This is a genomic window from Streptomyces sp. NPDC055506, assembly GCF_053643595.1.
Genome location: NZ_JBSHKH010000020.1, coordinates 1 through 22799 on the forward strand (window position 1 = coordinate 1; position 22799 = coordinate 22799).

Below are 22799 nucleotides of genomic sequence, written 5' to 3' on the forward strand. Positions count from 1 at the left end.
GGCCCGGAGGGGCCGGGAGCCGGGGGTGGAGCGGCCGAAGCCGCCGCCGCGCTGGGCCGAACCGGTCTTCCCGCAGCGGACGTAGCGCCCCGGCGTCAGCTCCCGCTCTCGGAGCGGACCTCGCCTCGGCGTCGCACGTGCCGTGCCAGCAGGGCCCCGGCGAATCCGGTCACAAGCCCCCAGGGGACGGCCAGGGCGACGGCACCCCACAGCCGGGGTCTGAGGAAGAGTTCGCCCCCGAGACTCCCGCCCAGGTCGCCGATGCCGAGCACGGACAGGCCGTAGTGCGCGGAGATGCGTCCCACGAGGCAGATCATGAACACCGTGAGCATGAGGGCGACCGCCATGTGCACGGCGTGCTGCCAGGCCCGGACCCGGGCCGGTGACCGGGCCGCCATCACGAACGCGGCGGCCAGCAGCAGCACCACGTCGACGGCCAGCAGCCACCACACCCGGCCGTCGTGCTCGGAGAGCGTGCGCAGGTTCAGCTCCGAGATGTCCGGAGTGCGCAGCACCTCGTCGAGCACCTGCGGCATGGGCAGCCCGAACGGCCCCTCCACGCGGCCCGTCCAGGTCGCGCCGAGGCCGATGGTCAGCGCCAGCCACACCAGGTTGGGCATGCCGAGCAGAATCACGGCGAACGTCTCCGTCGCGTGGCCCCGTGTCGCCGCGACGACCAGCGCGATGACCACACCGATGGCGACGTAGGCGAGCAGCAGCGCGACCATCGCGTACGCGGCCGGACGCACCGACGCCTGGAAGCGCAGCAGCCCGGCCGGCAGCGGGGCGCCGCGCGACACCAGCAGGGCCAGCACCAGCACACCGGCCAGCCAGACCAGGCCGACGAACACGGACAGCGGAACGTCGGTGGTGAAACCGATCTTCGGCGAGGCGCCGAACAGGTCGCCGAGTTCCCCCAGCTGCTCGTCGCCGAGGGAGAGATCGAACGTGTGGCGGGCGGCGAGGGTCACGCCGATCAGCGCGAGCAGCCACAGGACCGCGATCCTGGCGGCCCAGCCGGCCAGTTCCGCGGTGCCGGCGACCGCGCGATGGCGCAGCGGCCGCAGGAAGCCCCAGGCGATCACCAACGCCCCGGTGAGCGTGACGGACAGCGGGATCACGGTCAGTCCCGCCTGGGTGTCGGCGAAGTCACCGGCGCTCCCGGAGAGCTTCACCGTGCCCCCGAAGGCGGTGACCACGGTCGCCATGACGACCGGACCGAACGCGCCGTCCGGAAGGTCTGCGGCCCCGGCGGCCCACAGGCCGAGCGTGGCCACCAGCGCCATGGCGAGCAGCCCGCCGAGCACCGTGACGAGGGCGTGCACCCAGCCGTGGCGGGCGACGGCCCGCGCGCCGGAGGTACGTGCCTGGCCGGAGGAGGTGCGCGAACTCACGCTGCCACGCTAAGCAGCGCCCGCGCCGGGCGCCCGTCGGGAGGTCCGTCCGCGTCGGCTTGCGAGCCGGACGGGGCCGGGGCACACAATGAACTCGTAGTGGAAGAAGCGGTATATACCAGGACTGATCGCCTCGGGTGTGCGAAGGCCGCACAGAACCCACGTGGGAAGAAGAGCTCGTGAGCGTCGAACCGCCGTCGTCCGGTCGCCCCACAGGACCTCCCTCGGGCCCGCTGTCGGGTCCCTCCCAGCCGCCCTCGGGGGGCGGCGCGCCGCCCCCCGAGCCACCGAGCGGGGGTGGTGGTGAACCGCCGGAGCCCCGCCGCCCGTGGTGGGGCTCCGTCCCTCGTGTCGCGCTCATCGCCGGCGCGGTCGTGGCCGCCGTGGTCCTGGCCGTGGTGTTCACCCGCCCCGACGGCGGCACGGGCGCGTCAGACGGAGGTACCAGTACCTCCGACAGCGATGTCCTGCTGCAGCCCGCGGCCGACACCGGCCCTGACCCGTTCACCGACTCGACGGCCAAGGAGGGTTCCGCCCCGTCGGTCACGCCGACGCCCGCCGGATCGGCCTCCCCGAACGCCGTCCGGGCCGTACGGGGCGGGGCGCCCGGCCTGTACGGCGGCACCCGCAACGTCGCCAGCTGCGATGTGGAGAAGCAGATCACGTACCTCAAGCAGGCCCCGGACAAGCAGCGCGCGTTCGCCTCCGTCCAGCGCATCGAGCCGTCCGAGGTCCCGGCCTACCTGCGCTCGCTCACCCCCGTGCAACTGCGTATGGACACCTGGGTCACCAACCACGGCTACAAGAACGGCCGCCCCACGCAGTACCAGGCCGTCCTCCAGGCCGGCACGGCCGTGCTCGTCGACGACCGCGGCGTGCCCCGGGTGCGCTGCGCGTGCGGCAACCCGCTGACCCCGCCGGTCTCCCAGCAGGGCAAGACGACCGGGGACAAGTGGGCGGGGTACAAGGCGTCGGACGTCGTCGCGGTCAAGCCCGCCGAGGAGCCGATCGACGTCTTCGTGATGTGCGAGCCCGACGGCGAGTGGTTCAAGCGCGACAAGGGCGACACGGGCGAGAACGACCGCAGGACGGCTCCGCCGAGCAAGCCCACCCCGTCGGCGACCGTCACCACGCCGACCGGCTCGACCTCGTCAGAGCCGACCACGAGCGAACCGCCGACCACGGAGACGACTTCCGGACCGACGACGGACGAATCGCCGCCTGCGGACGACTCACCGCCCCCGCCCGCGAACGACACAGGCCAGGACACCGGGGGCGGCGCGACGGACCAGGCCCCGGCTTCCTGAGTCATCCGGCGCGGACCACCAGGGCGTAGTCCCCGAGCCCGAGCAGCCGGTCGGCAGGCACATCGCCCTGGGCGGTGACGACCGCCTCGATGCGGCCGGTGTCCGGTTCGAACGCGACGTCCTGGACCGTGCCGAGCCAGTCGCCCGTCTCGGTGAGGATCCTGAGGCCCGGCAGCTCGTGGTGCGAGGGCACCTCGGCCGGGGCGGCGGCGGAGCGGACGAGCACGGCGTCGGGGCCGAGCGCGTGCAGGGCACCCCAGGCCAGCACGGTCTCCTTGCGGGAGTGCCGGCCCCGCACCCGGACATGCGTGACCACACCGGCCGCCGCGTCGACCGTCAGCGACCGCACGACGCCGAGCTCCTCCGCCTCGGCCAGGGTCAGCACCGGCAGTCCGCGCGCCTGCGAGAACAGCATCATGACGGCGTCCCCTCGTGCCCCTCCTGGAAGGCGCCCACCCGGGCGACGAAGGCAGGCAGGTCGTCGGCGACGTAGCGGGTGGCGTCCGCCGGGATGACCAGGGCGCGGCCGGACACCGCGAGCGTCTCGCCGCGCGGTACGTACACCCGGTGCCGACGCCGCCGGGAGGCCCGCACCAGTTCCTTGGCCGCGGCGATCCGGAAGCCCACGACCCGGCCGCTGGTACCGCCCTCGACGACCACGTCGAGCACCGTGCCCACCTCTGCGCCCTCGTCGGTCAGCACCTTGGCGTGCAGGACCCGGCCCTGCTGGGCCTCACGGCGTGCCACCACGACGGGCGTGTCCGCCAGGGCACCGGCATCGACGATCATGACCGCGTACGGGCCCAGCGCGTGCACCGCCGGCCAGGGCAGGCTCTGCTTCATCGGCCCCGACAGCAGGCCGCGGCCGCTGAGCGTGAAGCCGGTGATACGCCCGGCCGCGGCGTCGAAGACGGTGTCCTTGATCTGCGCGACGGCGTCGCCGCCCAGGGTGACCACCGGCAGGGTCGTCAGGCTCCGTGCCGCCATCAGCTGGTTCATCGCAGACCCTTCCCGCCGGGCCGGCGCCGCACCGCGATGACCGTGCCCGACCGCCGGCCGGCCTGCACGGCGAGCGTCACCACGGCGATGCCCGCGAGCGCCGCGACCACCACGACCAGCCATATCCACCAGGCCACCGCACACCTCCGGCGATCCGGCCCGGCCGCCCTCGACCGGTCCTGATTCCTTCCGAGTGCCCCGCGCGCGGGGGACAATGCCCAGGGCACGGGACGGGCCGAAACGTGTCAGGACTGCGAAGCCCGGCTCGGGGTACGAGCACTGGTGCAGAGCGTCCGGCCAGTCCGGCTTCTTCCCAGAAAGAAACAAATGATCGACCACCTGGACGGGGCAGTGATACCGACTGGTTTCGACGTGCCCGTTGAACCGCTGAGGCGGGCGGCACACTACTCGGGCGAGCAGGGATGCATCGCCGAGGCGCGGTCCTTCGCCGCGCTCTTCCTCGACCAGCTCCGGACCGAGTGGTGCGCGAGCATCGACGACCGGGCCGACGGGGCGGTGCAGCTCGTGGTCAGTGAGCTGGTTACCAACGCCGACCGGCACAGCAACGGGCCGTACATCCTGGAACTCGTCGGCACGGACACCGCTGTGACCGTTGCGGTCTACGACAGCAGCTCGGCCCTGCCCCGCATCTTCCCGCGCAACCCGGAGCGCGTCGGCCGGCACGGCCTGGAGATCGTCCACGCGCTCGCGGAGCAGGTCAGCGTGGAGCGGGTCCCGGTGGGCAAGCGCGTGCGCGCCGTGCTGCCGCTCGCCGAAGCCACCGGTGCCTGAGCCCTCCGTCTTGGCCGCCCGTCTGAGCCGTCTGTTTGAACGTGCGGATGAGGCGTCCGGATGAGGCGTCCCTCCCCGGGGGTTGCTCCTGCTGCTGTGCCGTGTGAGCCGACACGGTCGCGGGTGCCGTCCCCTCCCGCATGGGGGACAGCACCCGCTGGTCGCCGTATGCCCGGACCGCCCGGCGTCTGCGTCAGGCGCAGCCGAGCTCGCCCAGCATGCCCTCGCGCAGCCGGGTGATGATCCGCTTGATCAGGCGCGAGACGTGCATCTGCGAGCAGCCGAGCTCCTCGCCGATCTCAGCCTGGGTGGCCTCCTCCACGAACCGCATGTGGATGATCTGCCGGTCGCGCTCGCTGAGCTCCGCCATGAGCGGCGCGAGCGAGTGGAAGTCCTCGACGAGCCGCAGCCCGTCCTCCTCGACGCCGATGAAGTCGGCCAGGACCGCCTCGCCGCCCTCCGGCCCGTCGCCGGTGAGCGCGGCGTCCAGCGACGACGAGTTGTACCCGTTCGCTGCGATCTGTCCCTCGACGACCTCGTTCTCGGAGATGTTCATCAGCGTGGCCAGCTCGGCGACGGTCGGCTCGCGGTCCAGCCGGCTGGCGAGTTCCTCGCGGGCCTTGGCCAGTTCCACGCGCAGCTCCTGCAGCCGGCGCGGCACATGCACCGCCCAGGTCGTGTCCCGGAAGAACCGCTTGATCTCACCGACGATGTACGGCAGCGCGAAGGAGGTGAACTCGACCTCGCGCGACAGCTCGAACCGGTCGATGGCCTTGATCAGGCCGATCATGCCGGTCTGGACGATGTCCTCCATGTCGTCGCCGCGGCCACGGAAACGGCCGGCCGCGAACCGCACGAGCGACATGTTCATCTCGATCAGCGTGTTGCGCGCGTACTGGTATTCGTGCGTGCCCTCTTCGAGTTCCGTCAGACGCTGGAAGAACTGGCGGGACAGCGCCCTGGCGTCCCGCGGGGCAACGGACCGCGGGTCCACGACCGGCAGTGCTCCGTCACCCGTCCCGGCCTCGGCGTTCTCCCCGGCGACCTCTGCCTTCGACCGGATCACGGCGGTCTCCATTACCTCTCCCCACGAAGTCACGGCTGCATCTGCCTAGGTCCTTCCGGGTTGCGGGTACCCGGGGAGGCGCCACACATGCCCGCGAATACCGTGCGGCGGAAAATCGATGGAGCACGGCATTCCGGTCCGTCCATGCTCACCCATTCGGCCGACAGCGGGCAAGAGTCGTGCCCCGCCCGTGATTCCACCCAGGGCGCAACGCCGATCCCTTCCCTCCGCGTCCGGTGCTCCTAGGCTGGACAGGTGACCAACCACGTGCCGAACGAAGCCCGCGTCATCCCGCTGCGCCCGCACGGCGCGAGCCCCCCGGCCCCCGCCGTGAAGGAGCCGCTCTGGCGCGACCTGGTCGGCGACGTCCTGCGCCGTGAACGCCTCGCCCAGGAGCGCACGTTGAAGGACGTCGCCGACGAGGCACGGATCTCCATGCCGTATCTGTCGGAGGTCGAGCGCGGCCGCAAGGAGGCCTCCTCGGAGGTCCTCGCGGCCGCCGCCCGCGCCCTCGGGCTGGGCCTCGGCGACCTGTTGTCGAGGACGCAGGGCGAACTGACCCGCGTCACCTCGCGGTACACGGGCAGTGCGAGCCGCCGCGGGGCGGCGTCCCCGTCGTCGTACGACGGAATGTGCCTGGCCGCCTGAGTCCGTCTGCCGGCCGGCGCCTCAGACCCGCACGAGGCGCCGGCTGAGCACCTCGTCGGCCAGCCCGTAGCCCACCGCCTCCTGCGCGGTGAACACCTTGTCGCGGTCCATGTCGGCCCGCAGGGTCGCCACCTCGTGGTGGGTGTGCCGCGCCAGCACCTCCTCGACCTGGGCGCGGATCCGCACCATCTCCCTGGCCTGGAGGGCCAGGTCGGAGACCATGCCGCGCTGTCCTCCGCTCGCCGGCTGGCCGAGCAGCACGCGCGCGTGCTCCAGCACGAACCGCCGTCCGGGGTCCCCGCCGGCCAGCAGCACGGCCGCCGTGGAGGCCGCCTGTCCGACACAGAACGTCGAGATCGGCGCCCGCACGTACGACATCGTGTCGTAGATGGCCATGAGCGAAGTGAACGAGCCCCCGGGCGAGTTGAGGTAGATCGCGATCTCGCTCTCCGGGGACGAGGACTCCAAGTGGAGGAGCTGCGCGATGACGACGTTGGCGACGCCGTCGTCGATCTCCGTGCCGAGGAAGATGATCCGCTCGGACAGCAACCGGCTGAACACGTCGTAGGACCGCTCGCCCTGCGGGGTGCGCTCGACGACGTTCGGAATCGTGTAGCTCCCCATCACTGCAGCCCCATCCTGCGCCGGCCGGCCGTCGGGCGGACGTCCGCGAGGGACTCCACGACCCGGTCGACCATGCCGTACTCCCTGGCCTCCTCGGCCGTGAACCAGCGGTCCCGGTCGCCGTCCCGGGAGATCGTCTCCTCGCTCTGTCCGGTGTGCTCCGCCGTGATCCGTTCGATGGTCCGCTTGGTGAACTCCAGGTTCTCCGCCTGGATCTCGATGTCGGCGGTGGTGCCGCCGATCCCCGCCGACGGCTGGTGCATCATGATCCGCGCGTTGGGCAGGGCGTAGCGTTTGCCGGGTGCGCCGACGCTGAGCAGGAACTGGCCCATGCTCGCGGCGAAGCCCATGGCCAGCGTGGAGACGTCGTTGGGGACGAGCCGCATGGTGTCGTAGATGGCGAGTCCCGCGTGCACGGCCCCGCCGGGGCTGTTGATGTACAGGCTGATGTCGGTGCGCGGGTCCTCGGCGGACAGGATCAGCAGCTGAGCGCAGACCCGGTTCGCGGAGACCTCGTCGACCTGGGTGCCCAGCAGCACGATGCGCTGCGCGAGCAACTGGGCGGCCAGTTGGTCGTCGAACCGGGTCGGAGGGGTGTCGCCCTCCTCCGCCCGTGGGGCGAGATTCGTGAGTGGAGTCATCGGTTCTCCTCGTGGTCGGGGATGCCCTCGACTCCACTCTTGACCTCGGATGATGCCGTTGTACGGATTCTCTGCCCGCGGCAGATTCGCCACGGGCAGAGCGGGCGTCTGAACTTGCCGGCCGGCCGACCGATGAGTTCCGGGGCGGAAGCCGGTCGACAGTGGTGACAGCGTTCCACGCGCCCAGGAGGACTCATGACCACCGACGGTTTCACCACGTGTCTCTGGTTCGACGGCCAGGCCGAAGAGGCCGCCCACCTCTACGTCTCCATCTTCAAGAACTCCAGCATCGGCAAGGTCGCCCGCTACCCCGAGGGTGCGCTCCAGCCCGCCGGCGGCGTCATGACCGTCGAGTTCACCGCTAACGGCCACAAGTTCCTCGCGCTCAACGGCGGCCCCCAGTTCAAGTTCACCGAGGCGGTCTCCTTCATGATCTTCTGCGCGGACCAGGAGGAGATCGACTACTACTGGACGAAGCTCACCGAGAACGGCGGCGAGCCCGGTCCCTGCGGCTGGCTCAAGGACAAGTACGGCGTGTCCTGGCAGGTGGTCCCCGACCGGCTCCAGGACATGATCACCGACCCGGACCCGGCGAAGGTGGCCCGTGTGACCACGGCGTTCATGGCCATGAGCAAGTTCGACATCGCGACCCTGGACAAGGCCTACGCAGGCGAGTGAGGTGCCCCCCTCCGGTCGAGGGGCAGGACCCTGCCTGCCCCTAAGGGGTCCTTTCACTATGCCCGTCCGGGTCGCGCGGCCTGGCACCGCACCTCGCCGCGTTGCCGAAACGCCCGCGTGGCTCCGCCACGAGGGCGCTCCGGCGCCTTGCGATGCACGGCACCAGACCACGCGCCCTGATCGGACGCTCATAGTGAAAGGACCCCTAAGCCCTCTCGGCCAGAATCTCCCGGATCACATGCCGGGAGTTCTCCGCGACCGGGGGGTTCGTGTCCCAGTAGTACGGCAGCGCGATCACCGCGATCGACAGCGCCCAGCCCCGGCCCCTTGCCCACTCGGCCTCACCGGCGCCCGCGGCCTCGCGGAAGACGCCACGGACCTCGGCGGGCAGCACGCACCAGGCGCTGATGAGGTCGACGGCGGGATCTCCCACCCCCACCGTGCCGAAGTCGATCACGGCGCTCAGCCGTCCGCCCGTGACCAGCAGGTTCCCGGCCATCAGATCACCGTGCGCCCAGACCGGCGGCCCGGCGTACTCCGGGGCGCGCAGGGCCTGTTCCCACACCTCCGACACCGCTGCGGTGTCGACCCGCCCCGCCAGCTGTTCGAGGGCCTCGCGCATGAAGCGGTCCCGGGCGGCCAGGGGCACTCCCCGGTAACCGGTCGGGCCCTCCGCCGGGTCGATCCGCCGCAGGGCCGCGACGTAGGCGCCCAGGTCCTCGGCGAGCGGCCCCGGCTCATCGAGGGCGCCGGGCACCGGGTTGCGCCCGTCCAGCCACCCGTACACGGACCAGGGCCACGGGAACCCGGCGCCGGGCCCGCCCCGTCCGAGGGGTTCGGGCGAGGCGGCGGGCAGGCCCGGGCCCAGCCGGGGCAGCCAGCGCAGCTCGTGCGTGATGGCATCGACGGCGCGGGGATGCCGGGGGAGCCGCACGACCTTGTCCGCGCCGAGGCGGAACATGGCGTTCTCGGTCCCGGACGACTCCAGACGCCGCAGGGGCAGCCCCGCCCACCGCGGGAACTGTTCCGCGACCAGCCGGGCGACGAGCGGCACATCGACGTCCCGCTCGTCCTCATGCATTCGCACAGCGCACATGACGCCCATTCGAGCGGTCAGTCCACCGACTGTCGAATGGTTTTGGTGATTTCCCGGGCGATGCGCAGGATGCCGGGCGAACGCACCGGGCAGGGCTTCGGCGTGGACGTCGTGGGGGCCAGGCAGAAGTGCAGGTAGTCGTCGTCCCGGTGCAGGGCCGTCCGGTCGCGGCCGGGCTGGGTGCAGTAGTCGGGGTGGGCCCGCTCGTAGGCCGTGCAGGGCAGGTGCTGCGTCCATGTGTAGCGGTCCGAGCCGGGGCTCACCGCCCCACCGGCGTCGGCGACGATGCCGTCCGAGCCGGCGGCCAGCCGCTCGTACAGCCCGTTGACGCGCCGCACCCGGTCGGGAGTGATCGGGTCCGGGCCCTGGAGCACCCACACGATCCGCGGCCGGCGCGCCCCGCCGGCCGTCGCGATCTGCTCGACGAGCCGGCGCGCGTCGGCCTCGTACCGCTCGAAGTACCGCTCCCGCGAACCGTCGTACGTGATCTTGTCCATGCACCAGGTGAAGTCCCAGGCGTTGCCCCAGAACTGCAGCACCACGAAGTCCGGCCGCAGCGACCGCACCAGGGCGGCCGCCTTGTCGCGTGCCGGTACGAGCGATCGCTCCGCCGTGCCCTCCAGGTAGTCGCACAGGGTGGTGCCCGAGTAGGGGGCGCTCGTGTACGTCGCCCGCAGGTCCCGGCGCAGCTCCTGGCCGAGGACCTTCTGGTTCTCCATGGCCAGCGAGTCGCCCAGGTACAGCACGCGGGGCGCCTTGGCGGGGGCGCGGGGGCTGGGTGAGGCCGGGGCCCGCTGGTGCTGCGTCGTGGACACCTCCGGCGCGGACGGCGGGGACCCGCCAGGTCCGGACGACGGATCCCCGCACGCCCCGAGCAGCAGCCCGGCCAGCAGGACACCCACGATCCACGGTCCGCGCATACGGCAACTCCCGCCCCGGCCGGTGAAACGGGTCCCCAGGCAAGCACAACCGGACCCGGGGCGGAAGACGCGCGTCGGCCACGAGGTGCCCGTGGCCGACGATATGACGACCGGTCAGACGCGGTCGGCCGCGATCATCAGGTACTGGAAGCTGCCGTTCTTGTACGCGGTCAGGAACGTGTCCTCGATGCCCGTGACGAGATGGTCGGCCCGCTTGCGGAGCTCCCAGTAGGGGATGGCCGTGTCGGTGAGGTCCTGCACATGGACGGGGACCAGCCGGTTGCGGGCCATCGCCCTGAAGTACTCCGACCGCGGATGGATGTCGCAGATGTAGTGGGCGTTGATCAGGGACACCTCGCGGGAGGCCCGCCCGTAGGTGTCGTTGTAGCAGCCGGTGATCACCACGTAGCGTCCGCCGCGGCGCAGCAGCCGGGCGTGCTCGGCGAACAGCAGGTCCAGCTCCACGTACATGGTCGACTCGTTGTTCCACGACGCCGCGAACGCGCCCGACGGGAAGCCCGTGTCGAGCATGTTCCGGCAGTGGTAGCGGACCTTGCCGTCGATGCCGCGCTGCCGGGCCTGCTCGTTCGCGAAGTCCGCCTGCTTGGCCGAGAGCGTCACGCCGTCGGCGCGGCAGCCGTACCGCAGGTTCGCCACGACGCTGCCGCCGCCGCGTCCGCAGCCGGCGTCGAAGACGCGATCGGCCGGGGAGAGGGGGCCGAGGTAGGTGGCGAGCAGTTCCGCCTGGGCGTGCTCCAGGCGGTGCAGTTCGGAGGTGACCCGCTCGCGGAGCAGCGCCGGGTCGGGCTCGTCGAGGACGGACCAGTCGGCGTCTCCGACGCCGTAGTGATGGTGGTACAGGTCGTCGATCTTCCCCAGTTCGAGGTTGACCGGGTTCTCCTCGGCGTTCCAGTAGTCGGCCACGCGGGTCTGGTACGTCGACTGGGCGGCGGACGGGGACGGCAGTGCTGCTGCGGTGGTGGCGTCGGCGGTGGTGGTCAAGGACGGCTCCTCGTGCTTCTCGCGTGACGTCAGGGGATCGTGCTCTACCAGTAGTCGGGCAGGTGGTAGCGGTGGGTATTGGTGGCGTGCCACTCGTGGTTGCCGGACACCCAGGCGGCAAGGCTCCGGGCGTAGCGCGCGACGAGCGGCGAGGCGGCGGACAGGACCGCGGACTCCTCCTCGAAGGCGTCCATGATCTGGTTGTGGATCTCGACGGCCTTCAGATAGGCGGCCTTGAGTCCGCACTGTTCGTCGGCGGCGATGACGAGCGGCAGGTTGAAGTGGTCCGGTTCGGCCGCCAGCTCCTTGGTGAAGGAGTACAGGTCGTTGACGATCGTGGTGGCGTTGCACGCGAGCGCCGTGATCCGCTGGATCTCCGGCCGGGCGTAGACCGCCTCGGGCAGTTCGTAGCCGTCCACGGCGTCGACGATCGACAGGCAGGGGCGGAAGTTGTTGAACTGCCGCATCACCAGGTACTCCCAGACGCGCGGCACGTACCGCGTCTCCGCCCAGGCGGCCTCGGCGACGTACCCGAGGTGCAGCCGGGCGATGTCGTGCACGAACCGGTCGGTCTGGCTGGGCGTGGCGAACCCGGCGTAGTCCCGCAGCGCACGGTGGTACGAACGCAACGGCCCGTCGGCGGTCAGCCCTCGGCGCCACTCCTCCTCCGCCTCCGGTGGGCCGTGGAAGGGGTCGAGTGCCGACTGGGCGATGACCAGCCGTCCGCCGAGCCCCCGGGAGGACCCGCCCCGGTCCTCGTCCTCGGAGCAGTAGCAGCTGTCGACGAGGTTCTCCGCCAGCAGCAGCTCGCCTGCGACGGTGAGGCGGTCCAGATCGGCGGCGCCGGGATGCTGGAGCACCACGGCCCGGCCGAACTGGAACCCCGCGAAGTCCCCCGTCCAGGACGGCGGAAACAGATCGAGCCCGTGCGCCCAGGCCTCCAGCCTCCGGTCGACCTCCTCGACCTTCTCGGGATCGGCGGGCACGGCGGCCCGATACCGAAGCCCGGGCACGGGACCACCACGCCGGGCCCGTCCGTTGCGGGGGAGGCTCGGGGGGCCGGGTGGGGTGCGGCGGGGGACGGGTCGGGCCGTAGCACTCGGAGGTGCGGGGGGCGCGGAGCTCGAAGGGCTCGGGGTCGGGAAGCTGAGTGTCGGTGGGGCGGGAGGGCGGAAGGCCGGGCGGGCTGCGGAGCCCGGGGTGATCGCGGAGCCCTGGGGCAGTGGCGCCGGCGCAGGAGACCTCGGGGCCGGTCGGGCTGAGAATCCGAAGTCCGGCGGGGACGGAGGCCGGAAGACCGCCCGGTGTGCGGAACTCGGTGGGGTCGGAGACCCTGCATCCGGCAGGCCGGGTTGGGGCGCGGAGTTCGAGGGCGGTGGGGCCGGAAGGCCGGGCGTCGGGTGGGGATCCGGTGCGGAGGACCGGTCGGTGTCGGCGGCGGGGGGCTGCGAGCCCGGGGACGAAGGAATGTTCATCGGCGTACTCGAGTCCACCCCGTCAGCCGGCCGTCCGGCCGATCTGGACGTTCTCCAGGACGCCCGCGGCGTCGGGCACCAGGATGGCCATCGAGTAGTACGCGGTGACCAGGTAGCGGATGATCGCCATCTCGTCGACGCCCATGAACCGTACGTTCAGGCCGGGCTGGTACTCCTCCGGGATACCGGTCTGGAACAGCCCGACGACCCCCTGGTCGGCCTCGCCGGTGCGCAGCGCGATGATGCTGCTGGTGTGGTGGTCGTTGACCGGGATCTTGCCGCACGGGAAGAACGGCACACCCCGCCAGGCGGGTACCTCGTGCCCGTCGACGTTCGCCGTGCCGGGCACCAGCCCGCGCTTGTTGCACTGCCGGAAGAACGCCGCGATCGCCTTGGGATGAGCCAGGAACATCCGGGTCTTGCGCCGCATCGACAACAGCTCGTCCATGTCGTCCGGGGTCGGCGGCCCCGAGAAGGTGCTGATGCGCTGGCTGTAGTCGATGTTGTGCAGCAGCCCGAACTCGCGGTTGTTGACCAGCTCCCACTCCTGCCGCTCACGGATCTCCTCGATGGTCAGCCGGAGCTGCTGCTCGGTCTGGTCCATCGGGTCGTTGTAGAGGTCGGCGACCCGGGAGTGGACCCGCAATACGGTCTGCGTCAGCGACAACTCGTACTCGCGCGGGGTGAGTTCGTAGTCGACGAAGCCGCCGGACAGCACCGGCTCGCCCACGTGCCCGGCCTGCACCGGCACATCCGCCTCGCCCTTGCGGTTCATGGGCTTGCTCTGCTGCTCCGCATAGGCCTGCAGATGGGCCGCGAGGGAGGGAACACGGTCCGTGTACTCCCGGAGGGCGTCCCAGGACAGCACCAGCACGACGCCCGAGGTCTCCGCCCGTACGGACGTCAGCCACAGCGGATCGGCCCGTCCCACGGCCTCGTCACCGAGCCCCTCGCCGTCCGTGACGACCCCGATGACCTCCTCCTCGCCGTACTTGCCGGCGGCGTACCGGGTGAAACGGCCGTGCACGATCAGATAGGCCTCGGTGACGGGCTGGCCGGCCTCGAAGAGCACCTCGCCGACGCGCACCTCACGGACCTCGAAGCGCGACGCGATCTGCTTCAGCACCTCGCCGTCGCAGTAGCCGCGCAGCACGGGCAGTTCGGTGAGCGTCTGGGGGATGACCCTGATGTCGTCCGCGCCGTTCTGCTCGAACTGCACCCGGCCCCGGCCGAGACGCAAGGTCAGACGCCGGTTGACCCGGTAGGCACCGCCCCTGATGTCGACCCACGGCAGCATCTTGAGCAGCCAGCGCGACGTGATGGCCTGCATCTGCGGCACGGACTTGGTGGTGGTGGCGAGCTGGCGCGCCGCCTGCGTGCTGAGACTGGTGAGCCGATCCTCGGCCGCGCCGGGGCCTGCGGCGGGGTCGGGGGCGGGGTCTTCGGTGGCGGGGCCGGTGGTGCTTTCGGGGGCGGACACATTCCCTCCCTGGGATCGAACGGGGTGTTCGCTGAGTGAGCGGGGCGGAGTCCCTGCTGAGCAGGGGGGCATGGGACACGGGTGCGCCCTGTTCCGCCCCGGGCCTGAGCGGAGTGGTCGGCTGGGACGGATGGAGTGGTGGCAGGGACGGTGGGGGTGGCCGGCGAAGGCGGCGGTCTCGTGGCGCCGGTGAGCCGGACGAGCCGCGAGGCATAGCCAAACAGCGGCAGAGGCGGCCGGATAACCGCGTGAAGGGGGCGGCTTCTCGCGCCGGAGGTGGCAAACCCACGATGGGGGCGGAGGACGAGCGGGCGTGTGCCCTCACGCCGCTCGCCGACCCGGCCGCGCCCCGCGCACAGGGTGCACGGACGCCGCGAATCGCCCCAGTCACCGCCCGTACCGCTCCGGCGCACACCCCTTGGTGACTCGCGCGCCGATACCCTCACACCCAGTCGTTCACCAGCACCGCCGCCCCGTCGAACCGCCCCGCCTTCAGGTCCCCGAGCGCCTCCGCGGCCCGCGACAGCGGGTAGGGACGCGTGGTCGCGCGGACGCCGTAGCGGGCCGCCAGTGCCAGGAACTCCCGGCCGTCCGCGCGCGTGTTGGACGCGACGCTGCGCACCTGCTTCTCGTAGAACAGCTCGGTCTCGTAGTGCAGGGGAGGCGTGTCGGTGAGATGGATGCCGGCGATGGCGAGGACGCCGCCCCGGTCGAGGGCGCGCAGGGCGACCGGGACCAGTTCGCCGGCCGGGGCGAAGAGGATCGCGCTGTCCAGCGGCTCCGGCGGCCTCGCGTAGGCGTCCTGTGCGGAGGCCGCGCCCAGCTCCAGCGCCAGCCGCCGCGCGGCCGCACCACGCGTCATGACGTGCACCACGGCGCCCTCGGCCAGGGCCACCTGCGCGCACAGATGGGCACTGCCCCCGAAGCCGTACAGCCCCAGCCTCCCGCCGGGCGGCAGCGCGGCCCGCCGCAGCGCGCGGTGGCCGATGATGCCCGCGCACAGGAAGGGCGCCAGCGCCACGTCCGGCACCCCGACCGGCACCCGATAGGCGAACGCGGCCGGTACGGTCGTGTACTCCGCGTAGCCGCCGTCGGCGTACCAGCCCGTGTACTCGGACGCGGGACAGAGGTTCTCCGCGCCGCGAGCGCAGTACGCGCAGTCGCCGTCCGTGCGGCGCAGCCAGGCCACACCGACCCGGTCACCCACCGCGAAGCCGCGCACCGCCGCACCCGCCCCGGCCACCGCCCCGACGACCTCGTGACCGGGCGTGACTCCCACCCGGCGCACGGACAGATCGCCCTCGGCGACATGCAGATCGGTACGGCACACTCCGCAGGCGCGCACCCGCACCAGCAACTCGTCGTCCGCGGGCACCGGCACCGGTTTCTCCACCAGCCGGAGCGACCCCTCCTCGACCGGCCCGGGCCGCTCCACCGACCACGCGCGCATCGTCCCGTCCGCCATACCGCTCCCCGTCCTGCCGAGGGCTCCCGCCCAGTGTGCGGCGGAACCGACTGTTCGGCGCGCGGGCCGCCCCGAGGGTGACTAGCGTGAGGAAACGGACCATCCACCCATCCGGAGAGGGTCGCAGCCATGGCCGTGCAACCTGAAGGAGCCCCTTGCTGGGCCGACGCGACGTTCAGTGACCTCGAAGGGGCCAAGAACTTCTACGGAGACGTCCTCGGCTGGACCTTCGCCGAGGCGTCGGCGGAGTACGGCGACTACACCCAGGCCTACGCGAACGGCAAGGCGGTCGCCGCCGTCGTCCCGCCCATGCCCGGCCAGCCGGAGGCCCCCTCGCAGTGGTGCCTGTACCTCGCCGCCCGGGACACCGCCGCCACCGCCGCCCGGATCCGCGACAACGGCGGCGAGGTGCTGATGGAGCCGATGCAGGTCGGCGACTTCGGCACCATGTGCCTGGCCCGGGACCCGGGCGGTGTCGTCTTCGGCGTCTGGCAGGCCGGCACCCACGAGGGCTTCGAGGTGATGGCCGAACCGGGCGCCTACGCCTGGGCGGAGGTCTTCACCCGCGAGCCGGAGAAGTCCGACGCGTTCTTCCCCGCCGTCTTCTCCTACCGGCAGCGGGACATGGAGGACGGTGAGATGGACTTCCGCATCTACGACCTCGGCGAACGCAGTGTGCTGGGCCGGATGAAGATGACGGAGGAATTCCCGCCCGAGGTGCCGCCGTACATCAACGTCTACTTCACCGTCGAGGACTGCGACGAAGCCGTGGCGAAGGCGACCAAGCTCGGCGGCGTCCTGCGGTTCGGTCCGATGAACACGCCGTTCGGCCGGTTCGCGGCCATCAGCGATCCGCAGGGCGCGAACTTCTCGGTGATCGACGTCACGACGACCGAGGGGGACATGCCGAAGCTGACCGACGTGTCGTAGCCACCCGGCCCTCCCGGCCGGGCGGACCGCGCGGCCATGGCATGATCGAGCCCATGCGTGAACGTGTTGTGGCCGCGTGCGACGGGGCTTCGAAGGGAAACCCGGGGCCCGCGGGCTGGGCCTGGGTCGTCGCCGACGCTTCCGAGAGCCCGGTGAGCTGGGAGGCCGGGCCGCTCGGCAAGGCCACCAACAACGTCGCGGAACTGACCGCGCTGGAGCGCCTGCTGAGCGCGACCGACCCGGGCGTACCGCTCGAGATCCGGATGGACTCGCAGTACGCGATGAAGGCCGTCACCACCTGGCTGCCCGGCTGGAAGCGCAACGGCTGGAAGACATCCGCCGGCAAGCCGGTCGCCAACCAGGACCTCGTCGTGCGCATCGACGAACTCCTGGACGGCCGTTCGGTGGAGTTCCGCTACGTGCCCGCCCACCAGGTCGACGGCGACCGGCTCAACGACTTCGCCGACCGAGCCGCCAGCCAGGCCGCCACCGTCCAGGAGTCCGCGGGCAGCGAACTCGGTTCCCCCGAGCCGCCGCCCGCCCCGGACACCCCGGCCAAGCCCCCGCGCTCCCGGCCCCGCGGCGGCTCGGCGCGCACCGCGAAGGGTTCCGCGTCGAAGGGCTCCTCGCGCACCATCAAGGCGAAGTTCCCCGGCCGCTGCCAGTGCGGCCGCTCCTACGCGGCGGGCGAGTCCATCGCCAAGAACGACAGCGGCTGGGGACACCCGGAGTGCCGCACGGCCGCCACCGCCTGATCAGACGTCGAACGTGTAGTGCGGTGTGTGGTCCAGCAGATCCGCCGGGCTCGTGTCGTGCCAGGGCCGCATCGTCTCGTTGAGGTCGATCACGTTCGGCGTGCCCGCGGTGGGCAGATAGCCGGAGCCGGGGTGCCGCCGCTGCCACTCGGCCCACAGCTTGTCGATGTACGCGTGGTGCAGCCAGAACACCGGGTCGTTGGGCGAGGCGCCGGTGGCCATGTGCCCGCCCACCCAGACATGGACGCGGTTGTGCAGATTGACTCCGCGCCAGCCTTCGAGGTGGTTGCGGAAACCGTCCGAGGCGCTGTTCCAGGGCGCCATGTCGTACGTCGGCATCGACAGCACTGACTCGACCTCGGCCGCCGTCGGCAGCTGGCGTCCCCCGGAACCGAGGGAGCGGCGCAGGAACGTACGCCCGTCGACCCGCACGTTGATCGCCCAGTTGCCGGCGGACGCGGCGAACGGCCCGTCCGGCACCCGGCCGTCCCGCTCGCGCCCGGTACCCCCGAGGAAGTCGGGCGCCCACAGCGAGGCACGCGGCGTACGGTCGACGGTCCAGTCCCAGTACGGCAGGGCCACCGACGCGTCCACCGACTGGAGCGCCCGCTCGAACTCCAGGAGGAATCTTCGGTGCCAGGGCAGGAAGGACGGTGAGCGGTGGCCCGTCCGCTCGCCATTGTCGGTGTCGGAGACGATGAAGTCGTTGTGCGTCGTGACGAATTCGTCGTAGCGGCCGTTGCGCTTCAGCTCCATGAGGGCGGCGACGAAACGCCGCTTCTCGTCGGCGGTCAGGGCGGACTGGTTCTTGCGGACGGTCATGTGCGGGTGCTCCAGAGCCTTTCGGGGCGGGTCAGTTGGCGGGGAAGGGCAGCAGCGGCGCGCCCTGCAGCTCGTCCACCGCGGCGCGGGCGGCGGCGCGCGGGGTGGCCACCGGGTCGTAGTGGCTGACGACGCTGATCCAGGTGCCGTCGGCGTTGCGCATCACATGCAGTTCCACTCCGTCGACGAGCACGGTGTACCCGGCGCCGTGGTGGTGGTGACCGGTCCCGGTGGCCGGGCGGCCCTGTATCCGGCGGCCCTTGTAGACCTCGTCGAAGGTCCCGGGGGAGTCGTGGTGCCCGGTGGCGGCCGTGGCGGGTACGACGGCGGGCAGGACACCGGCCGTCCCGGCGACGACGGCCGCGGCGGTGAGGGCGCGGCGACGGGTGAGTTCCGGCATGCGGACCTCCTGGGTCGGTTCGGGTGTTGACCTGGGCATGCCTACCGGTCCGTCCGGTACCGGGAGAAATCCGCGCGAGCCGGTTGGCTGTGATCCGGGCAATTCCCCTCATGTCGTGCAAGGTTGAACGAAGGTGATCTTGCTCCCAGGGGTGGGGGAGCGGGTTCGGAAGGGGAAGTTCCGCCCGCGAGGGGGGCCGGGGCGGTTGTTCCTCCCCGTGCGGTCCGCTGCCCGTGGCGCACGTCACGCCGCGAAGTGGCGCGATCCGGCGGTCCGGTCACGCGGCGTGACCTCAGGGCCGGGCTCGACCTCACGGCTTGGGTGAATTGCAATTCACCAGTAAGGTGAATTGTCATTCACCCGCTGTCTCGCCCGGGCGCCGCCCACTGGAGTGCCGATGGACCGGACCGCCGCGATACGCAACAGGCTCACCGTCCCGGTGCTCGCCTTCGGTGGCATCCTCATGGCCGTCATGCAGACCGTGGTCGTGCCCCTGCTGCCCGATCTGCCCCGGCTGACCGGCGCCTCGGCGGGCACGGTCTCCTGGATGGTCACGGCCACCCTGCTGTCCGGGGCCGTCCTCACCCCGGTCCTGGGCCGGGCCGGCGACATGTACGGCAAGCGACGGGTGCTCATGGCGGCCCTGGCACTGATGACCCTGGGCTCGGTCCTGTGCGCCCTGACCTCCGACATCGGCGTGCTGATCGCCGCCCGCACCCTGTCCGGCGCCGCCGCAGCGGTCGTCCCGCTGTCCATCAGCATCCTGCGGGACGAGCTGCCGCCGGAGCGCCGGGGCTCGGCCGTGGCGCTGATGAGCTCCACCGTCGGCATCGGCGCCGCGCTCGGCCTGCCGCTGGCCGCGGTGATCGTGCAGTACGCGGACTGGCACACCATGTTCTGGGTGACCAGCGCCCTCGGGGCCGCGGGCGTGACGCTGGTGTGGTGGGCGGTGCGGGAGTCGCCGGTGCGCGAACCGGGCCGGTTCGACGTGCCGGGCGCGCTGGGACTGGCCGTCGGGCTGGTGTGCCTGCTGCTCGGGGTCTCCCAGGGCGGGCAGTGGGGCTGGGGCAGCCCGCGCGTCGTCGGCCTGTTCCTGGCCGCCGCCGTCGTGCTCGCGCTGTGGTGGTGGCAGCAGCTGAGGGCCGAACAGCCGCTGGTGGACCTGCGGTTGGTGGCCCGGCCCCGGGTCGGACTGTCCCATGTGGCCGCACTGCTCGCCGGATTCGCGTTCTACGCCAACACCCTGGTCACCGCCCAGCTCGTGCAGGCGCCCGAGGCGACCGGGTACGGGCTCGGTCTGTCCATCGTCGCCACCGGCCTGTGCCTGCTGCCCAGCGGTGTGGTCATGCTGCTGCTGTCGCCCGTCTCCGCCCGGATCTCCGCCGCGCGCGGGCCGCGCGTCACGCTCGCTCTCGGGGCGGCGGTCATCGCCGCCGGGTACGCGGTCCGTATCGCCGACAGCCGCGATCTCTGGATGATCATCGCGGGGGCCACGGTCGTCGCGACCGGGACCACCCTGGCCTACTCGGCGCTGCCCACACTGATCCTGCGTGCCGTGCCGGCCGGACAGACCGCCTCCGCCAACGGCGTCAACGTCCTGATGCGGACGATCGGCCAGGCCTGCTCCAGTGCCGCCGTGGCCGCCCTCCTCGTGCACCACACCAGCCTCGTCGGCGGGGCTCCGGTCCCCACCCTGCACGGATACCTGCTGGCCTTCGCGATGGCCGGTGCGGTCGCGCTCCTGGCCGTCGTGGCGGCACTGTGCATCCCGGGCGACTCCGCGTCCGACGAACCGGACGGTCCTGAAACGGCCGGGGACCGTCCCCGGGGCGCGCACGACCGGGCGATGGAGGGAGCATGAGTGCCGTGAGCACTCCTTCCGTCACGCCCACGCCGGCCCGCAGGGACGCCGAGGCGACCAAGGCGGCCATCCTGAAGGCGGCCCGTCATCTGCTGGCCCGGCACGCGCACGCCGACATCACGCTCAAGGCGGTCGCCGAGCGCGCCGGTGTGAGCCCGCCGCTGATCCTCAAGTACTTCGGCAACAAGGACACGCTGTTCGCCCGGGTCATGTCCTTCGAGAGCGACGCCGCCGCCCTGCTGTCCGCGCCGCTCGGGGAACTCGGACCGCACATGGTCCGGCACGTCCTGGTCAGCCAGTCCGAGCAGGGCGCCGACCCGCTGCTGCGGATCGTGTTCGCGCCCCTGCACGGCGAGCAGGGCGACATCCTGCGCGCCAACTTCCGCACCCAGGTGACCGACCGCCTCACCGACCGCCTCACCGGCCCCGACGCCGGGCTGCGCGCCGAACTGGCCGTCGCCACCCTGCTCGGCCTGGGCGTGATGTACGGCATCGCCCGCGGCACCGAGGTGCGGGCGAGCACGGTCGACGCCCTGGTGGACCGCTACGCGCCCGCGGTGCAGGCGCACCTCACCCCGTAGCGCCCTGGCCGAACAGGCGGTCCAGGAAGGCGTTGCCGTAGACGCGGTGCGGATCGAGCCGGTCCAGCGCCGCGTCCGCCTCGGCCCACTCGGCCGTACCGACCGCGGCCGGCACCACCGAACCGAGCACCTCCTGATCGCTCCACACCCCGTCGTCCGTGTACGCCCACCCCTTGGACCACTCCACCCGGGTGAGGGCGAAACCGCCGTCGAAGGTGCGCAGCAGGAACCGCTCGATCTCGCGCAGGAACGCCTCCGCGTCCGGCGTGCCCGGCAGCGTCAGGACGTCCAGCCACACGGCCGTGTCCCACTCCGGGTGGTCCTCGCGCGGCCGGAGCGCGGACAGCAGCGGCGGGCGGGCTCCGGCCACCCCGGCGTCGCCCGGCTCGTCCAGGCCGGTCACCCGGATCTCCACCGAGCCGTTGACCGGGAAGCTGCCCCGGGCCGCGTACGCCGCCAGCCGCTCCCGGTAGAAGGCGGCGAACTCGGAGACCACCCGCTGCACCTGTTCCCGCGAGGTCAGGACCGCGTAGCCGTCGGCGTGCACCCGCAGGGTGCTCGGCTTCAGGTACAGCAGGGTGTTCTTGGACGGCCCCCACAGGTCGGCGGACAGCGTCGTCACCAGCCCGAGCGCGGCCGCGTCGTACTGCGCGGTGCCCAGCACCGGCGCCAGATACCAGGCCGCGTCCGACGTCATCCGCCCCACCAGCTCCGCCACCGGTGCCGGGATGTTGTCGGAGAACGGGTAGTTGTACGGCCGTGTCACGCGCCGCGAGGTCAGCGGCCGGGTGGGGGAGACGCTCCACACCTTCAGCCAGGGATGCTCGGTGAACGCGAACCAGATCGCCTCGACCCGCCCGGCCTCGTCCAGGAAGCGTGAGAAGGTACGCCCGTCGGAGCCCGGAGCGGCGAACAGCTCGCCCGCCGGGATGTCCGTACGGCTCACGCACCGCAGGTTCGTGTTGGCGCCCACCCGCAGCACCACCTCGGTCACCAGGGACCGTCCGAGATGGGTCAGCAGCGCGGCGCAGTCCGCCTCGTCACGGCGGAACGTGCGCACCACGTACGCGCCGGCCCGGGAGTCCCAGACGACCGCCGTCAGGGACAGGATCAGGTTGCTGAGCGAGCCGTACGTGTGCCCGGGCCGCCGGCTTTCGCCCCGCGCGGGGACGGCCGTGCCGTGCGCGTCGATCGCCAGGGCGCCGCCCAGGGTGAGGACACCGGGAGCGGGAGCGGCCGTGACGCCCAGGCCGTGTTCCTCCAGGAAGGTCAGCAGCGCTTCCATGGTCACGCCGGTTCCGGCACGCACGGCCGTGGGCGAGTCCAGCGCGAGGCCGGTCAGACGGGGCGTGGTGTCGACGAGGAGGACGGGCGCGCCGGACGGCGTCCCCTCCGTCACGGTCAGGGGCGACCAGCCGTGCGAGGCGCCCCGGGCGCGCACCCGCCACCCGTGCCGCCACGCCCAGTTGACGACGTCGGCCACCTGTTCCGCGCTGTCCGGCGCGCAGGCCCACAGACCGTCGGCGGTGATCTCGCCGACCCAGTTCCGGTATGCCGAGCGGTACAGGGCGACGTCCGCCGGGAAGTCCGGCAACTCCGCCGCGGCGGCCGCCGGATCCGCCGGCAATCCCGGCACGGCGGCCAGGGCGGCCGCCGTGAGGAGGAAGCCCCGGCGCGTCCAACGCGGGTCCTGCGAAGGGACGTTGCTCACTGAACCAGTAGTCACGTCGAGCCACGCTAGGCGCCGGTTGACACGTGACACATTCTTGTCGCGCCTATTCACTCGTGTGAGTGAATTTGGAGGGTTCGGCAGGCCGGAGTGAGACCTTCCGCGTGAACCCGTGACGGATGACAGACTGACGC

General features: G+C 71.9%; 24 protein-coding genes. 8 read left to right on the forward strand and 16 right to left on the reverse strand.

The window, feature by feature from the left end:
• Positions 1 to 95: 95 nt before the first annotated feature.
• Complete coding sequence (locus ACWIF2_RS10530) at positions 96 to 1394, reverse strand: streptophobe family protein (protein WP_454359759.1); 1299 nt, start codon at positions 1392 to 1394, stop codon at positions 96 to 98.
• A 179-nt stretch (positions 1395 to 1573) separates the two neighbouring features.
• Between ACWIF2_RS10530 and ACWIF2_RS10535 the strand changes: the two genes are divergently transcribed.
• Positions 1574 to 2701 (forward strand): DUF6777 domain-containing protein, encoded by a 1128-nt coding sequence (locus ACWIF2_RS10535; RefSeq protein WP_454359760.1) that lies wholly within the window; start codon positions 1574 to 1576, stop codon positions 2699 to 2701.
• Position 2702: 1 nt separating this feature from the next.
• Here ACWIF2_RS10535 and ACWIF2_RS10540 read toward each other — a convergent pair whose 3' ends face one another.
• The 3 genes from ACWIF2_RS10540 to ACWIF2_RS10550 are packed head-to-tail and all read right to left on the reverse strand — an operon-like array spanning position 2703 to position 3837.
• On the reverse strand, positions 2703 to 3119 hold the full coding sequence (locus ACWIF2_RS10540; protein WP_454359761.1) for a PRC-barrel domain-containing protein: 417 nt from the start codon (positions 3117 to 3119) through the stop codon (positions 2703 to 2705).
• Positions 3116 to 3700, reverse strand: coding sequence for a PRC-barrel domain-containing protein (locus tag ACWIF2_RS10545; protein WP_454359762.1), 585 nt, complete (start codon positions 3698 to 3700; stop codon positions 3116 to 3118). The genes ACWIF2_RS10540 and ACWIF2_RS10545 overlap by 4 nt, the downstream gene beginning before the upstream one ends.
• Complete coding sequence (locus tag ACWIF2_RS10550; protein WP_454359763.1) at positions 3697 to 3837, reverse strand: hypothetical protein; 141 nt, start codon at positions 3835 to 3837, stop codon at positions 3697 to 3699. Before ACWIF2_RS10550 ends, ACWIF2_RS10545 begins: the two co-directional genes overlap by 4 nt.
• Positions 3838 to 4027: 190 nt before the next feature.
• Between ACWIF2_RS10550 and ACWIF2_RS10555 the strand changes: the two genes are divergently transcribed.
• On the forward strand, positions 4028 to 4492 hold the full coding sequence (locus ACWIF2_RS10555) for an ATP-binding protein (RefSeq protein ID WP_454359764.1): 465 nt from the start codon (positions 4028 to 4030) through the stop codon (positions 4490 to 4492).
• Between the two features lie 193 nt (positions 4493 to 4685).
• On the opposite strand, the gene ACWIF2_RS10560 is transcribed toward ACWIF2_RS10555, so the two are convergent.
• Positions 4686 to 5570 (reverse strand): RNA polymerase sigma factor SigF, encoded by an 885-nt coding sequence (locus ACWIF2_RS10560; protein ID WP_391111546.1) that lies wholly within the window; start codon positions 5568 to 5570, stop codon positions 4686 to 4688.
• A gap of 243 nt (positions 5571 to 5813) precedes the next feature.
• On the opposite strand from ACWIF2_RS10560, the gene ACWIF2_RS10565 reads away from it, so the two are divergent.
• Positions 5814 to 6206: a helix-turn-helix domain-containing protein gene (locus tag ACWIF2_RS10565; RefSeq protein WP_454359765.1), complete on the forward strand. Its 393-nt coding sequence runs from the start codon at positions 5814 to 5816 to the stop codon at positions 6204 to 6206.
• A 21-nt stretch (positions 6207 to 6227) separates the two neighbouring features.
• On the opposite strand, the gene ACWIF2_RS10570 is transcribed toward ACWIF2_RS10565, so the two are convergent.
• Together ACWIF2_RS10570 and ACWIF2_RS10575 are read right to left on the reverse strand one after the other, a co-directional pair.
• A complete protein-coding gene (locus ACWIF2_RS10570) occupies positions 6228 to 6830 on the reverse strand; it encodes a ClpP family protease (RefSeq protein ID WP_454359766.1) in 603 nt (200 codons plus the stop codon).
• Complete coding sequence (locus tag ACWIF2_RS10575; protein ID WP_454359767.1) at positions 6830 to 7471, reverse strand: ATP-dependent Clp protease proteolytic subunit; 642 nt, start codon at positions 7469 to 7471, stop codon at positions 6830 to 6832. The genes ACWIF2_RS10570 and ACWIF2_RS10575 overlap by 1 nt, the downstream gene beginning before the upstream one ends.
• A gap of 195 nt (positions 7472 to 7666) precedes the next feature.
• On the opposite strand from ACWIF2_RS10575, the gene ACWIF2_RS10580 reads away from it, so the two are divergent.
• On the forward strand, positions 7667 to 8149 hold the full coding sequence (locus ACWIF2_RS10580) for a VOC family protein (RefSeq protein ID WP_454359768.1): 483 nt from the start codon (positions 7667 to 7669) through the stop codon (positions 8147 to 8149).
• A 205-nt stretch (positions 8150 to 8354) separates the two neighbouring features.
• On the opposite strand, the gene ACWIF2_RS10585 is transcribed toward ACWIF2_RS10580, so the two are convergent.
• The 6 genes from ACWIF2_RS10585 to ACWIF2_RS10610 all read right to left on the reverse strand — a co-directional run bounded on the left by ACWIF2_RS10585 (position 8355) and on the right by ACWIF2_RS10610 (position 15572).
• Positions 8355 to 9230 (reverse strand): aminoglycoside phosphotransferase family protein, encoded by an 876-nt coding sequence (locus ACWIF2_RS10585; RefSeq protein ID WP_454359769.1) that lies wholly within the window; start codon positions 9228 to 9230, stop codon positions 8355 to 8357.
• A 32-nt stretch (positions 9231 to 9262) separates the two neighbouring features.
• Positions 9263 to 10165, reverse strand: coding sequence for an SGNH/GDSL hydrolase family protein (locus tag ACWIF2_RS10590; RefSeq protein ID WP_454359770.1), 903 nt, complete (start codon positions 10163 to 10165; stop codon positions 9263 to 9265).
• Positions 10166 to 10279: 114 nt separating this feature from the next.
• Positions 10280 to 11167, reverse strand: coding sequence for a geranyl diphosphate 2-C-methyltransferase (locus ACWIF2_RS10595; protein WP_454359771.1), 888 nt, complete (start codon positions 11165 to 11167; stop codon positions 10280 to 10282).
• A gap of 44 nt (positions 11168 to 11211) precedes the next feature.
• On the reverse strand, positions 11212 to 12390 hold the full coding sequence (locus ACWIF2_RS10600; protein ID WP_454359824.1) for a family 2 encapsulin nanocompartment cargo protein terpene cyclase: 1179 nt from the start codon (positions 12388 to 12390) through the stop codon (positions 11212 to 11214).
• A gap of 274 nt (positions 12391 to 12664) precedes the next feature.
• Positions 12665 to 14122 (reverse strand): family 2B encapsulin nanocompartment shell protein, encoded by a 1458-nt coding sequence (locus ACWIF2_RS10605; protein ID WP_454359772.1) that lies wholly within the window; start codon positions 14120 to 14122, stop codon positions 12665 to 12667.
• Positions 14123 to 14564: 442 nt separating this feature from the next.
• Positions 14565 to 15572: a zinc-binding alcohol dehydrogenase family protein gene (locus ACWIF2_RS10610; protein ID WP_454359825.1), complete on the reverse strand. Its 1008-nt coding sequence runs from the start codon at positions 15570 to 15572 to the stop codon at positions 14565 to 14567.
• A gap of 144 nt (positions 15573 to 15716) precedes the next feature.
• On the opposite strand from ACWIF2_RS10610, the gene ACWIF2_RS10615 reads away from it, so the two are divergent.
• Both ACWIF2_RS10615 and ACWIF2_RS10620 read left to right on the forward strand, forming a co-directional pair.
• Positions 15717 to 16517 carry a VOC family protein gene (locus ACWIF2_RS10615; protein WP_454359773.1) on the forward strand — a complete coding sequence of 267 codons (801 nt, stop codon included), beginning with the start codon at positions 15717 to 15719 and terminating at the stop codon, positions 16515 to 16517.
• A 41-nt stretch (positions 16518 to 16558) separates the two neighbouring features.
• Entirely contained in the window at positions 16559 to 17272 is a 714-nt protein-coding gene (locus ACWIF2_RS10620; protein WP_454359774.1) for a ribonuclease H family protein, read from the forward strand.
• Here ACWIF2_RS10620 and melC2 read toward each other — a convergent pair whose 3' ends face one another.
• A complete protein-coding gene (gene melC2, locus ACWIF2_RS10625) occupies positions 17273 to 18094 on the reverse strand; it encodes a tyrosinase MelC2 (protein ID WP_454359775.1) in 822 nt (273 codons plus the stop codon).
• 31 nt (positions 18095 to 18125) lie between these two features.
• Positions 18126 to 18494, reverse strand: coding sequence for an apotyrosinase chaperone MelC1 (gene melC1 / locus ACWIF2_RS10630; protein WP_454359776.1), 369 nt, complete (start codon positions 18492 to 18494; stop codon positions 18126 to 18128).
• A 397-nt stretch (positions 18495 to 18891) separates the two neighbouring features.
• Here melC1 and ACWIF2_RS10635 point away from each other — a divergent pair, with 397 nt between their 5' ends.
• Complete coding sequence (locus ACWIF2_RS10635) at positions 18892 to 20355, forward strand: MFS transporter (RefSeq protein WP_454359777.1); 1464 nt, start codon at positions 18892 to 18894, stop codon at positions 20353 to 20355.
• Positions 20352 to 20936, forward strand: coding sequence for a TetR/AcrR family transcriptional regulator (locus ACWIF2_RS10640; RefSeq protein ID WP_454359778.1), 585 nt, complete (start codon positions 20352 to 20354; stop codon positions 20934 to 20936). Before ACWIF2_RS10635 ends, ACWIF2_RS10640 begins: the two co-directional genes overlap by 4 nt.
• Here ACWIF2_RS10640 and ACWIF2_RS10645 read toward each other — a convergent pair.
• A complete protein-coding gene (locus ACWIF2_RS10645) occupies positions 20926 to 22662 on the reverse strand; it encodes a cholesterol oxidase substrate-binding domain-containing protein (protein ID WP_454359779.1) in 1737 nt (578 codons plus the stop codon). The two genes, ACWIF2_RS10640 and ACWIF2_RS10645, sit on opposite strands and share 11 nt — an antisense overlap.
• Between the last annotated feature and the right edge of the window lie 137 nt (positions 22663 to 22799).

Excerpts from the sequence above, each read along its gene's own strand:
- ACWIF2_RS10585 (WP_454359769.1), bottom strand. The coding sequence starts at position 9,230 with ATGCATGAGGACGAGCGGGACGTCGATGTGCCGCTCGTCGCCCGGCTG.
- ACWIF2_RS10610 (WP_454359825.1), bottom strand. The coding sequence starts at position 15,572 with ATGCGCGCGTGGTCGGTGGAGCGGCCCGGGCCGGTCGAGGAGGGGTCG.
- ACWIF2_RS10575 (WP_454359767.1), bottom strand. The coding sequence starts at position 7,471 with ATGACTCCACTCACGAATCTCGCCCCACGGGCGGAGGAGGGCGACACC.
- ACWIF2_RS10540 (WP_454359761.1), bottom strand. The coding sequence starts at position 3,119 with ATGATGCTGTTCTCGCAGGCGCGCGGACTGCCGGTGCTGACCCTGGCC.
- ACWIF2_RS10555 (WP_454359764.1), top strand. The coding sequence starts at position 4,028 with ATGATCGACCACCTGGACGGGGCAGTGATACCGACTGGTTTCGACGTG.
- ACWIF2_RS10635 (WP_454359777.1), top strand. The coding sequence starts at position 18,892 with ATGGACCGGACCGCCGCGATACGCAACAGGCTCACCGTCCCGGTGCTC.
- ACWIF2_RS10590 (WP_454359770.1), bottom strand. The coding sequence starts at position 10,165 with ATGCGCGGACCGTGGATCGTGGGTGTCCTGCTGGCCGGGCTGCTGCTC.
- melC2 (WP_454359775.1), bottom strand. The coding sequence starts at position 18,094 with ATGACCGTCCGCAAGAACCAGTCCGCCCTGACCGCCGACGAGAAGCGG.
- ACWIF2_RS10640 (WP_454359778.1), top strand. The coding sequence starts at position 20,352 with ATGAGTGCCGTGAGCACTCCTTCCGTCACGCCCACGCCGGCCCGCAGG.
- ACWIF2_RS10560 (WP_391111546.1), bottom strand. The coding sequence starts at position 5,570 with ATGGAGACCGCCGTGATCCGGTCGAAGGCAGAGGTCGCCGGGGAGAAC.
- melC1 (WP_454359776.1), bottom strand. The coding sequence starts at position 18,494 with ATGCCGGAACTCACCCGTCGCCGCGCCCTCACCGCCGCGGCCGTCGTC.
- ACWIF2_RS10570 (WP_454359766.1), bottom strand. The coding sequence starts at position 6,830 with ATGGGGAGCTACACGATTCCGAACGTCGTCGAGCGCACCCCGCAGGGC.
- ACWIF2_RS10620 (WP_454359774.1), top strand. The coding sequence starts at position 16,559 with ATGATCGAGCCCATGCGTGAACGTGTTGTGGCCGCGTGCGACGGGGCT.
- ACWIF2_RS10615 (WP_454359773.1), top strand. The coding sequence starts at position 15,717 with ATGGCCGTGCAACCTGAAGGAGCCCCTTGCTGGGCCGACGCGACGTTC.
- ACWIF2_RS10545 (WP_454359762.1), bottom strand. The coding sequence starts at position 3,700 with ATGAACCAGCTGATGGCGGCACGGAGCCTGACGACCCTGCCGGTGGTC.
- ACWIF2_RS10580 (WP_454359768.1), top strand. The coding sequence starts at position 7,667 with ATGACCACCGACGGTTTCACCACGTGTCTCTGGTTCGACGGCCAGGCC.